This is a genomic window from Rhodococcus sp. PAMC28707, assembly GCF_004795915.1.
Taxonomy (GTDB): domain Bacteria; phylum Actinomycetota; class Actinomycetes; order Mycobacteriales; family Mycobacteriaceae; genus Rhodococcoides.
On record NZ_CP039253.1, the window covers coordinates 1,908,479 to 1,922,833 of the forward strand.

The 14,355-nt window shown below is 62.8% G+C and carries 12 protein-coding genes; 5 read left to right on the forward strand and 7 right to left on the reverse strand.

The window, feature by feature from the left end:
- Positions 1–92: 92 nt before the first annotated feature.
- From E5720_RS08675 to E5720_RS08685, 3 genes are all read right to left on the reverse strand, one after another.
- A complete protein-coding gene (locus E5720_RS08675; protein ID WP_136170325.1) occupies positions 93–1,970 on the reverse strand; it encodes an ABC transporter ATP-binding protein in 1,878 nt (625 codons plus the stop codon).
- Between the two features lie 87 nt (positions 1,971–2,057).
- The gene (locus E5720_RS08680; RefSeq protein WP_136170326.1) at positions 2,058–2,855 is read right to left on the reverse strand and encodes a putative protein N(5)-glutamine methyltransferase; all 798 of its coding nucleotides are present in this window, start codon (positions 2,853–2,855) and stop codon (positions 2,058–2,060) included.
- A gap of 81 nt (positions 2,856–2,936) precedes the next feature.
- A complete protein-coding gene (locus E5720_RS08685) occupies positions 2,937–4,061 on the reverse strand; it encodes a TDT family transporter (protein ID WP_136170327.1) in 1,125 nt (374 codons plus the stop codon).
- A 131-nt stretch (positions 4,062–4,192) separates the two neighbouring features.
- Between E5720_RS08685 and E5720_RS08690 the strand changes: the two genes are divergently transcribed.
- Complete coding sequence (locus E5720_RS08690) at positions 4,193–5,014, forward strand: pentapeptide repeat-containing protein (protein WP_136170328.1); 822 nt, start codon at positions 4,193–4,195, stop codon at positions 5,012–5,014.
- 8 nt (positions 5,015–5,022) lie between these two features.
- Here E5720_RS08690 and E5720_RS08695 read toward each other — a convergent pair whose 3' ends face one another.
- Genes E5720_RS08695 through pdhA form a run of 3 tightly spaced genes read right to left on the reverse strand, consistent with a single transcriptional unit; the run spans position 5,023 to position 8,391 of the window.
- Positions 5,023–6,264, reverse strand: coding sequence for a dihydrolipoamide acetyltransferase family protein (locus E5720_RS08695; RefSeq protein ID WP_136170329.1), 1,242 nt, complete (start codon positions 6,262–6,264; stop codon positions 5,023–5,025).
- 1 nt (position 6,265) lies between these two features.
- Positions 6,266–7,300, reverse strand: a complete 1,035-nt coding sequence (locus E5720_RS08700) for an alpha-ketoacid dehydrogenase subunit beta (RefSeq protein WP_136170330.1) — start codon at positions 7,298–7,300, stop codon at positions 6,266–6,268.
- A complete protein-coding gene (gene pdhA / locus E5720_RS08705) occupies positions 7,297–8,391 on the reverse strand; it encodes a pyruvate dehydrogenase (acetyl-transferring) E1 component subunit alpha (protein WP_136170331.1) in 1,095 nt (364 codons plus the stop codon). The genes E5720_RS08700 and pdhA overlap by 4 nt, the downstream gene beginning before the upstream one ends.
- Positions 8,392–8,707: 316 nt before the next feature.
- Between pdhA and E5720_RS08710 the strand changes: the two genes are divergently transcribed.
- From E5720_RS08710 to E5720_RS08725, 4 genes are all read left to right on the forward strand, one after another.
- Positions 8,708–9,748, forward strand: a complete 1,041-nt coding sequence (locus E5720_RS08710) for an iron ABC transporter substrate-binding protein (RefSeq protein WP_136170332.1) — start codon at positions 8,708–8,710, stop codon at positions 9,746–9,748.
- Between the two features lie 71 nt (positions 9,749–9,819).
- On the forward strand, positions 9,820–11,334 hold the full coding sequence (locus E5720_RS08715) for an iron ABC transporter permease (protein WP_210730034.1): 1,515 nt from the start codon (positions 9,820–9,822) through the stop codon (positions 11,332–11,334).
- Positions 11,331–12,371, forward strand: coding sequence for an ABC transporter ATP-binding protein (locus E5720_RS08720; protein ID WP_136170334.1), 1,041 nt, complete (start codon positions 11,331–11,333; stop codon positions 12,369–12,371). Before E5720_RS08715 ends, E5720_RS08720 begins: the two co-directional genes overlap by 4 nt.
- A gap of 30 nt (positions 12,372–12,401) precedes the next feature.
- Positions 12,402–13,856, forward strand: a complete 1,455-nt coding sequence (locus tag E5720_RS08725; RefSeq protein WP_136170335.1) for a protein adenylyltransferase SelO — start codon at positions 12,402–12,404, stop codon at positions 13,854–13,856.
- A gap of 14 nt (positions 13,857–13,870) precedes the next feature.
- On the opposite strand, the gene E5720_RS08730 is transcribed toward E5720_RS08725, so the two are convergent.
- Positions 13,871–14,326, reverse strand: a complete 456-nt coding sequence (locus E5720_RS08730) for a carboxymuconolactone decarboxylase family protein (RefSeq protein ID WP_136170336.1) — start codon at positions 14,324–14,326, stop codon at positions 13,871–13,873.
- Positions 14,327–14,355 lie beyond the last annotated feature (29 nt).

The following is a 14,355-nucleotide window of genomic DNA, read 5'->3' on the forward strand; positions in this document are numbered from 1 at the left end:
TGCGCTTCCACCGAAAACTGGGTCACTCCGCAGGCTGCGCTTCCACCCAAAACTAGGTCACTCCGCAGGCTGCGCTTCCACCCAAAACTAGGTCACTCCGCAGGCTGCGCTTCCACCGAAAACTGGGTCCGATGCAGCTCCTCGTAGCGTCCCCCCGCTGCGAGGAGCTCCTCATGCGTACCGCGCTGGACGATCTGCCCTGCTTCGACGACCAGAATGACGTCGGCGGCACGGATGGTGGACAGTCGGTGGGCGATCACCACCGATGTCTTTCCCTCCAACGCTTCACTCAGCGCAGCCTGGACGGCGACCTCCGACGTCGAGTCCAACGACGCAGTTGCCTCGTCCAGAATCACCACACGCGGCCGCGCGACGAGTAGACGTGCGATCGTCAGTCGCTGCCTTTCACCGCCGGACAACCGGTACCCACGCTCACCGACGACAGTGTCCAGCCCGTCGGGCAGCGAAGCAACGAGATCGCTCAACCTGGCCCGGTTCAGCGCATCCCACACTTCCTCGTCCGTCGCGTCCGGCCGCGGCAACACGATGTTCGCTCGGATGGTCTCGTGGAACAGATGCCCGTCCTGGGTCACCATTCCGACTGCACCTCGGATCGACTCGGCGGTCAGGTCGCGCACGTCTACGCCGGCGAGACGTACTGCGCCGCTGTCGACGTCGTACAGCCGTGCGATCAGCTGGGCGATCGTCGACTTACCTGCACCCGAGGTGCCGACGAGGGCCACCATCTGGCCGGGCTCCGCGCGGAACGACACGCCGTGCAGAACTTCCTCGCCGCCGCGTGAATCGAGCGTGGACACTTCTTCGAGCGAGGCAAGAGACACCTTGTCGGCCGACGGGTAGGCGAATCGGACGTCATCGAGTTCCACCGACACCGGCCCGTCGGGAACGTGTGTCGCGTCGGGCTTGTCCCGGATCAACGGAACCAGATCGAGGACCTCGAAAACTCGCTCGAAGCTGACGAGCGCACTCATGATCTCGACGCGGGCGCTGGCGAGCTGCGTCAGCGGCGAATACAACCGAGTCAGCAGCAGCGACAGTGCCACCACAGAGCCGGGGTCGAGCTGACCACGGAGCGCGTAGAAACCGCCGAGCCCATAGACGACGGCGAGCGCAAGTGCCGAGACGAGCGTCAACGCCGTGATGAAGACCGTCTGCACCATCGCGCTGCGGACGCCGATGTCGCGGACACGGGAAGCACGTACCGCGAACTCGGTGGATTCGATGTCGGGCTGGCCGAACAACTTCACCAACGTCGCTCCCGGTGCGGAGAACCGCTCGGTCATCTGCGTACTCATTGCCGAGTTGTGATCGGCTGCCTCACGCTGCAGACGCGCCAGGCGTCGGCCCATCCGCCGTGCGGGTAGCACGAAGACCGGCAACAGAATCAGCGCCATCAGGGTGATCTGCCAAGAAATGCCGATCATCACGACCAACGTCAGCACCAGGGTGACCAGGTTGCTCACCACCCCGGACAGGGTGTCGCTGAACGCCCTCTGCGCACCGATGACATCGTTGTTGAGTCGACTGACGAGGGCCCCCGTCCTGGTGCGGGTGAAGAACGCAATCGGCATCCGCTGCACGTGGTCGAATACCGCGGTACGTAGGTCGAGGATGAGACCCTCGCCGATGTTCGAGGACAACCACCGACTGAAAAGCCCGATAGCTGCGTCGACGATGGCGATGAGCCCGATCAGCAATGCCAGGCGCAGGACAACCTCGAACGCCTCGCCGTCGACGATTGCGTTGACGACTCGACCGGCGAGGACTGGCGTTGCGACCGCCAGCGCCGCCAGGACCACGCTGAGCAGGACGAAACCGATCAGCTTGCGGCGGTGTGGCTGCGCGAATGTCAAAATTCTGCGTGCGGTCTCAGCCGAGAACTTCGTCTGTTGGGAGGAGGCATTCATCGTCCGATACATCTGGTTCCGCGCCGTGACTTCCATGCTCATGTCTTGACCGTAGAACCTCGATGAAATTCTGGTTCGAGCGGTTCGGTGGTGACAATCCGCCCGGCCGATGCCGAGGCGGCAGCAGCGCTAGCGGCGGCGCGCCGGAATCGTTCCGAGCACGACCGTTGCGTCGAGTTCGTCCGAGCGCACCACACGTGAGTCGAAGCCTGCCTCTCGAACGAGGCTCGCCGTCTCGGGTGCCTGCAGTGCGCTGGTTTCGATCAGTAGATGGCCGCCGGGTACGAGCCAGCGCGGTGCGTCCACCGCCACCCGCCGCTGCACCGCGAGACCGTCGACGCCGCCGTCGAGGGCCACCATCGGTTCGTGATCGCGCGCTTCCGACGGCATCGAGCCGATCTCATCCGTCGGAACGTAGGGCGCATTTGCCACCACGACATCGACGTTGCCCCGCAGGTTCAGCGGTAGTGCCGAATACAAGTCACCCTGGTGCACCTGGCCACCGAGGGACTCGACATTGATTCGGGCGAACTCCAGGGCAACCGGATCGATGTCGGTGCAATGCAATTCGATGCCCGGGAGCCCGGATATCAGGGCGGCTCCGACGGCGCCCGAACCGCAACAGATGTCGACCACGGTCTCGATCGGTAATGATGCGGCCTGTTCCACCAACAACTCGGTGCGTCGGCGAGGCACGAAAACGCCGGGGCCGACGGTCACGCGTATGCCACAGAACTCGGCCCACCCGAGCAACTGCTCCAGCGGGATCCCCGACGCGCGTCGGGACACCAGGTCTTCGAGTTCGGCGCCCTCGAATGCGGCGGTCAGCAACTGTGCTTCGTCCTCGGCGTAGACGCATCCGGCGGAACGGAGAATGTGGACGACGTCGAGTAGCAACAACGGATGGATCGAGTCCTGTCGAATCATCGAGGAGCCTTCCGGGACGGCCGTGGCCGGCGCCCTGACGACTGTGTGACTTCCGATCCGACTTTAACGCAGCTCCCGCTCTCATGCAGGGAGAAAAATTCGTCCTGACAACGATCCGCGCACCGTGTTGGTCGCGACGACTGCCCATGCGGTGACGAGGAGTACGAACAATGCGACGGCAAGCAGATGTAGCCCGGTACTGTTCGTTGCTGTTCCGAGAGCTGCGGCACCCGTAACGCAGGTACCGACGGGAAAGGTGAAGCTCCACCAGGTCAGCGAGAACGTCAGTCCCTGCGACGCAGCCCTGACGGTCAATGCCGTGGCCGTCGCGAACACGAGCGCGCCGAATACCGCCATCACAATTCCGTAGACGATCCCGAAGACGTGCAGACCCGACGCGATGGCTGCATCGTCACCGGAAAACGCCTTTGCCGAGACGGCGCCGAGCAGGTTCGCTGCGGTGATGGACTGGCCGATCAACCCGAGGCAGATCCACACGGTGGGCATGGCCTGAAGTGGCGGAGTGCCACCGCGAAGCAGGTGCCTCCCGATCAGCGCCATGGTGAACATGCCCACGGTCAGACTCAGCGCGAACATCGCATAACAGGCGACAAGAAGAACCAATCGCGGGCGACCTTCCATGTGCTGCAACAGAAATACGCCGGTGGAGGCAGACACCATGGGTGGGACGACGGGCATCAGCCAGGCCGGTAGTGGCGCAGCGTGGGCGCGCGCAGCGATCATCCGCCATGGAATCCACACGGTTGTCGCCAGTCCCATCAGCGTGCCTACAGTCCACAGAACCACGTCGATCGACAAAGCCGCGCTCTGCCCAAGGACATCCTTTCCGACGAGGAGCGTTCCGGCACCGACCGTCAGAAACGCCATCGGTGGGGCGCCGTAGAACAGTGACGCAACCGGGTGTCGCGCGTATCGACGGGCATTGCCGCCGTGCAGGATCCAGTGCGCCGCGAAAGCAGCTACCAGTGCAATCAACGCCGCCGACGCGATTGCCCACACGATCAGCGCAAATGTGTGGAGGCCGGTGACCTGCACCGGGAGCGTTGCGGCTGCATTGGCGACGATGCCGGTTCCCATGATCGATGCGAACCAGTTGGGGCCGAGGTGTTCGAGCACCTGTCCCGGGCGATCGAGGTTGTCGAACAGCCGCGGCCGCGCTGATGTCAGGGTGGCTGGTGTGGTCATACCTCTAAGGTGACGGCTCGAGTGCGCGGCCGGTAGAGGTCTTGCACTTGTGCGACCACAATTACAAATTGTTACGCCAGCTCAGCCGGGGTAACTTGACCGGCACATCAGGATCGGACGACAGTTGACGGGTGACTCCGCCCGCCCCACGGCCCAACCTGCTCGCCGACTGTTCGAGCTGCTTCGGTCTCTGCTGCGTCGCGCTGCCGTTCGCCCGATCCTCGGACTTCGCAGTGAACAAGGATGCGGGCGAGCCCTGCCGCAATCTGCAGGAGGACTTTCGCTGCGGAATTCACACGAAGCTCCGAAGCTCGGGGTTCCGTGGGTGCACGGTGTACGACTGCTTCGGCGCTGGGCAAAAAGTTTCACAGCACACCTTCGGCGGCCGAAGTTGGCGCGAGGACACCGCTCTTGCAGGTCGGATGTTCGAGGTCTTCCCTGTCGTGCGTGCGCTGCACGAACTGCTCTGGTACTTGACCGAGGCAGTCGGCCTCCCAGCCGCAGAGCCCGTTCGTACTCGACTGCAGAGCGCGCTCCATGCCACCGAGGCACTGGCCGGTGGGTCCGCCGATGAGCTCGCCCAGCTCGACGTCGATCGACATCGAGGACAAGTGAACGAGGTATTGCTGGCGGCCAGCGATCTGGTTCGGGCACAGGCAAAGGGCAAGAAAAGGAACTATCGAGGGGCGGACCTCGTCGGGAAGAAGCTGACGGGCATCGACCTGACCGGTGCCAGCTTCCGCGGCGCCTACCTTGTCGCAGCCGATATGCGAGGGTCCGATCTGCGATTCGCCGATATGATCGGTGCGGACCTACGCGACACCGACCTCTCCGGCGCGGATCTTCGAAAGAGTCTGTTCCTCACACAGTTTCAGATCAACGCCGCCAAAGGTGATGCCGAAACCAGGATTCCCGACGTGCTCGAGCGTCCATCGCACTGGCCCAGAACCTAACACTGCTCTCAACTCAACGCGATCAAATTTCTGGGATCGGACAGCATCGAGGCGATATCGGCAAGAAATTTCGACCCTTGTTCGCCGTCGACGAGACGGTGATCGAACGACAAGCTCAACGTGGTCACCGATCGTAACGCGATCTCACCCTCGAACTCCCACGGTTGACGCCGGATTGCGCCGAAGCACAAGATCGCTGCCTCACCTGGATTCAGAATCGGTGTCCCTGAATCCACTCCGAAGACACCGACATTGGTGATCGTGATCGTTCCTTCGGCGAGATCGCCGGGCCCGGTCTTGCCTTCTTTTGCCGTCCCGGTCAACGCGGTCAGTGCATATGCAAGATCCTTCAGGCCGAGCAGGTGCGCGTTCTTGATGTTGGGCACCATCAGGCCCCGCGGCGTGGCAGCGGCGATACCCAGATTGACGTAGTGCTTGGTGACAACTTCCTGCCGGTCCTCGTCCCACTCGGAGTTCAAGCTCGGATTGCCCCGCAGCGCAACCAACAAGGCTTTGGCAACCATCGCCAACGGCGTCAGGCGCACCTCGCGAAAATGATCGGTGGTCCGCAGCGAATCCAGTAGTTCGACGGTCGGCGTGACATCGACGGTGATGAACTCGGTGACATGTGGAGCCGTGAAGGCACTGGCGACCATCGCTGCGGCCGTGTGCTTTCGGACGCCCGCGATCGGAGTACGAGTCTCATCCCTCCCTACATCGACCCTCTCGGGAGCCCCGTCGAGATAGTCAGCAATATCTGCACGAGTGACATCGCCATGCGCTCCGGTGGCCGGCACCTCGGCCAGATCGACGCCTTCCTGCTGCGCGACGTGCCGGACCGGCGGTGACGCCAAAGGCTTGGCGGCAGCCGAATCGGCCATCGGAGGCGCGGGTTGTCGGCGGTTCGTTCGTTTGCTCGGCGCTACCCCGGCAACCCCGTATCCGACCAGGACGGGAACATGCTCTTCTTGTTGGGCAGGTTCTTCCGGCGCAGGATCGACCTCCGCTGCTTGGGAGATATCGATCAGCGCGGTACCGACCTCGACGGTGGTGCCTGTCTCCGCACGAAGAGCGGTGACGACGCCCGCGTAGGGGGAAGGCAGTTCGACACACGCCTTGACGGTTTCCACTTCGGCGATGACCTGATTGAGTTCGATGGTGTCACCGACCTTCACCAACCAGGTGATCAGTTCGGCTTCGGTGAGGCCCTCCCCGAGATCTGGAAGCAGGAAGCTCTTGACGGTCGCCATGTCAGGTCTGTCCGAAAGCGAGTGCGCGGTCCACGGCGTCGAGAATCCGGTCGGCATCCGGAAGGAAGTGCTCCTCCAGCTTCGCCGGCGGGTACGGAGTACTGAATCCACAGACTCGCAGTACCGGAGCTTCGAGGCTGAAGAAACAATGTTCCTGCACGCGCGCAGCAACTTCCGCACCGATACCGAGGAAGGTAGCGGCCTCGTGCGTCACGACGAGTCGGCCGGTTTTACGTACCGAGGCGTTGACCGTGTCCATGTCGAGTGGGGAGAGGGAGCGCAAGTCGATGATCTCGATCGAATGTCCCTCCTCTGCAGCAATATCCGCTGCCTGAAGTGCGGTGGTTACCAGAGGTCCGTACGTGACGATCGTCGCGTCGGTGCCTGCGCGCACGACGCGCGCCTTGTGCAGCGGATAGGCATCGTCGAGTGATGCCGTGACGTCGACTTCGCCCTTCTGCCAATAGCGACGTTTGGGTTCGAAGAAGAGCACCGGGTCGTCCGAGGCGATGGCCTGCCGAATCATCGTATTGGCGTCGGCCGCGTTGCTGCAGCTGACCACACGGAGGCCCGCGGTCTGGGCGAAGTAGCCCTCGGGGGACTCCGAGTGGTGCTCGACGGCACCGATACCACCTCCGTAGGGGACGCGGATGGTGATAGGCATCTTGACGTTGCCGCTGGTTCGATAGTGCAGCTTGGCCACCTGAGAGACGATCTGGTCGAACGCCGGATAGATGAATCCATCGAACTGGATCTCGCAGACCGGGCGGTAACCGCGAATGGCCAAACCTACTGCCATGCCGATGATTCCGGACTCGGCAAGCGGCGTGTCGATCACTCGGTTCGGGCCGAAGTCCTTCTGCAGCCCCTCAGTGATCCTGAAGACGCCACCCAGTTTTCCGATGTCCTCACCGAGGAGGATCACCTTCGGATCTTCGTCCATGGCTCGGCGCAACCCGGCGTTCAGCGCCTTTCCGAGCGGAAGCGTCCTCGGCGCGATCGGGAGCGTCCTGGGCGCGGCGAGTGTTGCGGTCATGACCGTGCTCCTTCGAATCCGGCAAGGTAGGAGGAATAGTGTTCCCGCTCTTCGCTTATCAGGGAATGCGGTTCGGCGTAGACATGGTCGAAAAGAGACATCGGCGACGGCTCGATCGTGCCGAGACATCCCGCTCGCAGCTGAGCGGCCGTCGTGTCAGCGCGGTCCCGGACTCGAGTTTCGAATTCCTCGTCCACGCCGCCTGCGCGCTCGAGCAGCAACCGGATCCGTTCGATCGGATCTTTACGCTTCCACTCGTCGTCGACTGCGGCGGAGCGATACCGCGTCGGGTCATCGGATGTGGTGTGCGGACCCATGCGATACGTCAGAGCCTCGATCAGGGTCGGGCCGCTTCCTTCGCGTGCCCTGGCCAACGCGATACGGGTAGCTGCCAGCACTGCCAGGACATCGTTTCCGTCCACACGCAGGGCCGGGACCCCGAATCCACGACCTCGTTCGGCAATGGTGATGTGAGTTTGGACCGATACGGGCGCCGAGATCGCCCACTGGTTGTTTTGGCAGAAGAACACCACCGGTGCACTGAAACTGGCAGCGAATCCAAGTGCCTCGGAGATGTCGCCCTGACTGGTGGCACCGTCGCCGAAGTAGGTGATGACAGCGCCTTCCGCACCGTCGAACTTCATCCCCAGCCCGTAGCCGGTGGCATGCAGTCCCTGAGATCCGACGATGATGGCCGGCGTTGTCATGTTGTAGTCGTAGGGATTCCAGCCCGACTGTGTCGAGCCGCGCCAGAATCGGAGCATCTCCGTCGGGTCGACGCCCCGGCAATATGCGACGCCGTGTTCACGGTAGCTGGCGAACACGAAGTCCTCGGAGTGCAGAGCGCGGGCCGAACCCACCTGCGCGGCTTCCTGACCGAGTAGCGGCGCCCATAGACCGAGCTCGCCCTGACGCTGCAACGCTGTCGCTTCGGCGTCGATGCGGCGAACCACGACGAGATCCTCGTACAGCTCACGCACGGTGTCGATCGTGACGTCCGCGATCGCGTCGCTGTACTCCGACTGGGGTGTCCGCTTACCCTCCGGTGTGACGATCTGAATGAGCGTGTCGGCACTGCTGTTCGCGTTCATGACCTCACCTCCACTACAACTTACTGTTACCTACGACACAACTCGCAATCATCAGTTAGCGCAATAGTTGGTTTCTTGATTGAGCAGGATGCACGATTGCAGCCGGGACAGGGGTGCTGATGTTGCGCTCGATGTGTGATCAGCCGGCTCTGACCAGGGCACGTGGGCCACTCCGCGTCACCTCGCTCGGATGACACGCACCACATCGCGAATCCAGCGTTCATCACCCCTGGTCGTTAGGTATGGCAACCCTGTGTATGGCATCATTTTTTATAGACGGCTGGAAAGGTCCCGCTGCGCCGACAAAGGACATTCGATGAAAAGACGAAACGGACTGACGTCTGCGGTTGCACTCGCCGCTGCCGCTGTGTTGACCATGTCGGGGTGCTCGAATTCCGGACCGGACAACGAGGCGGACTCTGGCGCGGCCGAGAAGATCACCGTGTACAACGCGCAGCACGAGTCGCTGACGCAGGAGTGGGTCGACGCCTTCACTGCGGAGTCCGGCATCGAAGTGGAACTGCGTAACGGCAGCGATTCCGAACTCGGCAACCAACTCGTAGCCGAGGGCGATCGGTCACCCGCAGATGTGTTCCTCACCGAGAACTCCCCCGCTATGACGCTGGTGGAGAACGCCGGACTGTTCGCCGACGTGAACCAGGACGCCCTCGACCAGGTGCCGAGCCAATACCGTCCGTCGAGCAACAAGTGGACCGGCATCGCAGCCCGTTCCACCGTCTTCGCATACAACAAGGACATGCTGAAGCAGGATCAGCTGCCGAAGTCTCTGCTCGATCTGCAGGATCCCGCATGGAAGGACCGCTGGGCGGCCTCACCGTCGGGCGCCGATTTCCAGGCAATCGTAAGCGCGCTGCTGGAGCTGAAAGGCGAAGACGCCACTCAGCAATGGCTGGCGGGGATGAAGGACAACGTCCGCACCTACAAGGGCAACAGCACGGTGATGAAGGCCGTCAATGCCGGTGAAATCCCGGGCGGGGTCATCTACCACTACTACTGGTTCGGGGATCAGGCCAAGACCGGCGAGAACAGCAACAACGTCGCACTCCACTACTTCAAGAACGAGGACCCAGGCGCATTCGTCAGCGTCTCCGGCGGAGGCGTCCTAAAGTCCAGTTCGAAACAGGATGCGGCACAACAGTTCCTGAAGTTCATCACCGGCAAACAGGGCCAGGACGTCCTGCAGACCGGAACGTCGTTCGAGTACACGGTGGGCAGCGACGTCGCGGCAAACCCGGATCTCGTTCCGCTGGCTGATCTGCAGGCGCCGAAGGTCGACCCGGCGAAGCTCAACAGCCCGCAGGTTTCCGAACTGATGACGGAAGCCGGCCTGCTCTGAATCTCGAACTGATCGGCCGGCGACGGCCGAGGGAGTCGAATACGTTGCGTCGCGGGAGATCCCGACGCCGGATCTCGCTGCCCTTGGCCGTCGCCGCGCTCGTCGTAGCGGCCGCATCGATCATCCCGCTCGGGTACGTGATCGTAGAAAGTATCGACACGGGCTTCGATACTGCGTCGTCATTGTTGTTCCGACCCAGAGTTGGAGAGCTACTCACCAACACGGTCTTGCTCGTCGTCATCACCGTGCCGATCTGCATCGTCATCGGCGTCATGGCTGCCTGGCTCGTCGAACGCACCCGAGTGTTCGGAGCCAAGGTCTGGGCAGTGCTGCTGGCTGCGCCACTTGCCGTACCGGCCTTCGTGAACAGTTATTCGTGGGTGAGCACAGTTCCATCCCTCGGTGGATTGCATGGCGGCGTTCTCATCGCGACGATGTCGTATTTTCCGCTGGTCTACATTCCTGTGGCCGCGACGCTACGTCGGCTGGACCCGGCGGTAGAGGAGTCGGCGCGCGCGCTCGGAGCCGGTCCGTGGGCCGTGTTCTTCCAAGTCGTGGTGCCACAGTTGCGGCTGGCCATCGCCGGCGGGGCGCTGTTGGTCTCCCTGCACCTGCTCGCCGAGTACGGAGCGTTCGTCTTCATTCGGTTCGACACCTTCACCACCGCGATCTTCGATCAGTACCAGTCGACGTTCAACGGGTCGGCAGCAACGATGCTCGCCAGTGTCCTGGTGATGCTCTGTCTCACGCTGCTGGTGATCGAATCGGTCGTCCGGGGCAACGCGCGGTACGCCCGCATCGGCGCTGGTGCTGCGCGTAGGGCAGTCCCCGCCGAACTCGGTTGGAAGAACTCGATGGTCGCGCTGTTGTTCCTCGCGGCGTTGATCGTCCTGTCCGTCGGTGTACCGGTGGTCAGCGTCCTCCGTTGGCTCGTCATCGGCGGAACCGCGGTCTGGAAGCTCGATTTTCTCGGCTCCGCGGTGGTCCAGACTGTCGGCTTCGGTGTTGCCGGCGCGGTTGTGACCTGCGTCCTCGCCTTCCCGATCGCCTGGATTTCGATCCGCCGTCGCGGGCGACTCAGTCGCATCCTCGAAGCCTGCACGTACATCTCGAGTTCGCTACCAGGAATCGTGGTGGCATTGGCATTCATCACCGTGTCCATCCGCTACCTGCAGCCGCTCTATCAAACGGTCACCGTCGTTATCGCGGCGTACGCACTGCTCTTTCTGCCCCGCGCGCTGGTGAACCTGAGAGCCGGACTCGCGCAGGCGCCCATCGGTCTGGAGGAGTCCGCACAGTCGCTCGGCATCTCACCGCTGTCGGCTTTCATCCGAGTGACGTTGCCGCTCGCCGCCCCAGCCACGGCGGCCGGCGGAGCGTTGGTGTTCCTGGGAATCGTCAACGAATTGACCGCGACTCTGCTGCTGGCACCGACCGGTACTCGTACCCTGGCCACACAGTTCTGGTCACTGAGCAGCGAAATCGATTACGCCGGGGCGGCGCCGTACGCATTCATGATGATCGTGCTGTCGCTGCCCATGACCTACGTACTCTTCACTCAGTCGAAGAAGGTAGCCGGACTATGACCTACACACTCGAAGTGCACGGCCTCGACAAAAGGTTCGGACCTACGCCCGTATTGGACCAGATCGGGTTCACCGTCGAGAGTGGATCCACCACCGCGATCGTCGGTCCATCCGGTTGTGGCAAAACGACGTTGCTTCGTCTGATTGCCGGATTCGAAAGACCGGATGCCGGAACCATCGCACTCGCCGGACGTGTCGTTGCAGGGGGAAAGTGGACACCCGCGCACCGACGGTCGATAGGCTACGTCGCCCAGGACGGGGCACTGTTCCCGCACATCACCGTCGGTGCCAACGTCGGATTCGGGTTGCCCCGGCGGGGCCGGACCACAGCCAGAATCACCGAACTGCTCGAAATGGTCTCGCTGGACGCATCTTTCGCTACCCGTCGGCCCGACCAACTCTCGGGCGGGCAGCAGCAACGCGTGGCGCTAGCTCGGGCACTGGCCCGCGAACCGGAACTGATGCTGCTCGACGAACCGTTCTCCGCGCTCGACGCCGGATTGCGGGCGCATACGCGTCGTATTGTCGCCGGCGTCCTGGAGAAGGCCGGAATCACCACGATTCTCGTCACTCACGATCAGCCCGAGGCGCTTTCGTTCGCTGACCGCGTGGCAGTGATGAGCGCCGGGCGCCTTGCGCAGATCGGAACCCCCAGCGAAATATATTCCACGCCCATCGACGTCCCCACCGCGCAATTCATCGGCGACGCCGTCGTATTGGCAGCGTTCGTCACCGAAGGCACGGCCAGCTGCGCTCTCGGCGACATCGCGGTGACATCGAACGGCGTTCATGGCGACGCGCGCATTATGGTGCGTCCGGAGCAGATAGAACTTACTCCGGACGGCACAGGCGTATCGGGAAGAGTGATCGACGTCGAATACCTCGGATCGGAGATGCTGCTCGGCATCCGCCTGGATACCGCAACAGGAACAGACACCGAACGGGTGACGGTCCGGCGCTTCGGTGCCAGCACCCTGATCCCTGGGGATCACGTGTGCGTCCGTGTCGTCGGTCAGGCTGTTACCTACCCAGCCTGAAAAGGAGTCGGCGCACAGTTACCCTCGGTTATGGCCGTACACCCGAAGTTCCACGCAATTCCAGGCCTCACCAGCACCTTTGCCGACCAGTTGGAGGCCCTTGCGGTCCCGTGGGAAGGCGCGTCCGCACCCGAGCCGAGACTGCTCGTCCTCAACGAGGAGTTGGCGGCGTCGTTGAAGCTCGACGTCGATGCTCTGCGCGGTGAGGACGGGGTGGCCATCCTGTCCGGATCAGCAGCTCCCGAGGGTTCGACCCCAGTGGCGATGGCCTACGCCGGGCATCAATTCGGTGGATACGTACCCATGCTCGGCGACGGGCGCGCACTGCTGCTCGGTGAACTCGGCAGCGCCCAAGGCCAGGTCGATCTGCACCTCAAAGGATCTGGCCGTACCCCTTTCTCACGCGGCGGCGACGGCCTGGCCGCTACGGGACCGATGCTGCGCGAATACTTGATCAGCGAGGCGATGAATTCCCTGGGCGTCCCCACCACGCGAGCACTGTCGGTCACTGCCACCGGCCGCGACGTGATGCGCGAGGGCCCCGAGCCCGGCGCCGTGCTCGCCAGAGTCGCCGCCAGCCACATTCGCGTCGGAACGTTCGAGTTCGCGGTACGACAGGAAGGCCAGGTGCAACTGCTCGCCGACTACACCATCGCCCGTCACTATCCGAATCTTGCCGGGGACTACCTGGCATTCTTCGAGGCCGTCGTCGAGGCACAAGCGTCCCTGGTCGCGCGATGGATGCTCACCGGATTCGTACACGGGGTAATGAACACCGACAACACCACGATCTCCGGCCAGACCATCGACTACGGCCCCTGCGCTTTCCTCGATGCCTACGATCGGTCTGCGGTGTTCAGTTCGATCGACCACGGTGGCCGCTACGCCTTCGGAAACCAACCCACTGTGCTGCAGTGGAACTTGGCGAGATTCGGCGAGACGCTACTCGCGCTCATCGGACCTACTCCCGAACAAGCGATCCCGGCTGTGACGGAAATTCTCGATACCTTTTTCGATCGGTACGAACGCCACTTCGCGACGGGCATGGCGGCCAAGCTCGACCTGACCGAGGAGCAACTCGACGGGGTATCGGTCGACGATCTGCTCGCGCTCATGGAAACCCATGGCGCCGACTGGACCGGCACCTTTCGCGCTCTCGCCGACGAACTGCGCGGCAACCCCGAGCCCCTCGACGCTCTGATCCCGCGCGAACACAGCCAGCCGTGGCTCGACCGTTGGTGGTCCGTCCTGACCGACCATGACCACTCAGCCAAGGCGATGGACCGCACCAATCCGTTGTACATCCCACGCAACCATCTCGTCGACGGAGCCCTGCGCGCGGCAACGGGCGGCGACCTCGAGCCATTCGAGAAGCTACTCGACGTCGTGACACATCCGTTCGACATCCGCGAAGGCTTCTCGGACTATGCGCAACCTGCACCGCAACTGTTCGCGGAGAGCTTCCGGACATTCTGCGGGACCTGACCTGCGCTCGAAGGCTAGGCAGTTCTGTTGTCGACGCCAGGGACAAGGTGCGTTGTGATGCCGATGCGATTCCACGCGTTTATGGTGAAGATCTGCGCGATCAACTGGGCAATGCCGTGGTCGTCGAAATACTCGGCGACGCGGTCGTACACGTCGTCGGGGACACCACCTTGCGAGATCAAGGTGACCGATTCGGTGAGTGCCAAGACCGCCTGCTCCTTCTCGTCGAAGAAATTTCTCGCATCCCGCCACACCGCCACCAGCGCCAACTTCTCTTCGCTTTCCCCAGCTTTACGTGCGTCAGATGTGTGCATGTGCAGGCAGTACGCGCACCCGTTCAGCTGCGACGCGCGGATCCTTATCAGCTCGGCCAGGGCTGGATCGATTCCCGCTCTGGTGGCGGCATCGAGTGCAACCAGAGCCTTGCGGACTGCAGGATCGGAAGATGCGAAGTCGATTCGTGTTGTCATACCAGGAACACTACGATGCCAGGTGACCG

Bases quoted from the DNA above. Each gene is read 5' to 3' on its own strand.
- E5720_RS08720 (WP_136170334.1), top strand. From the start codon at position 11,331: ATGACCTACACACTCGAAGTGCACGGCCTCGACAAAAGGTTCGGACCT.
- E5720_RS08710 (WP_136170332.1), top strand. From the start codon at position 8,708: ATGAAAAGACGAAACGGACTGACGTCTGCGGTTGCACTCGCCGCTGCC.
- E5720_RS08730 (WP_136170336.1), bottom strand. From the start codon at position 14,326: ATGACAACACGAATCGACTTCGCATCTTCCGATCCTGCAGTCCGCAAG.
- E5720_RS08685 (WP_136170327.1), bottom strand. From the start codon at position 4,061: ATGACCACACCAGCCACCCTGACATCAGCGCGGCCGCGGCTGTTCGAC.
- pdhA (WP_136170331.1), bottom strand. From the start codon at position 8,391: ATGAACGCGAACAGCAGTGCCGACACGCTCATTCAGATCGTCACACCG.
- E5720_RS08725 (WP_136170335.1), top strand. From the start codon at position 12,402: ATGGCCGTACACCCGAAGTTCCACGCAATTCCAGGCCTCACCAGCACC.
- E5720_RS08695 (WP_136170329.1), bottom strand. From the start codon at position 6,264: ATGGCGACCGTCAAGAGCTTCCTGCTTCCAGATCTCGGGGAGGGCCTC.
- E5720_RS08700 (WP_136170330.1), bottom strand. From the start codon at position 7,300: ATGACCGCAACACTCGCCGCGCCCAGGACGCTCCCGATCGCGCCGAGG.
- E5720_RS08680 (WP_136170326.1), bottom strand. From the start codon at position 2,855: ATGATTCGACAGGACTCGATCCATCCGTTGTTGCTACTCGACGTCGTC.
- E5720_RS08675 (WP_136170325.1), bottom strand. From the start codon at position 1,970: ATGAGCATGGAAGTCACGGCGCGGAACCAGATGTATCGGACGATGAAT.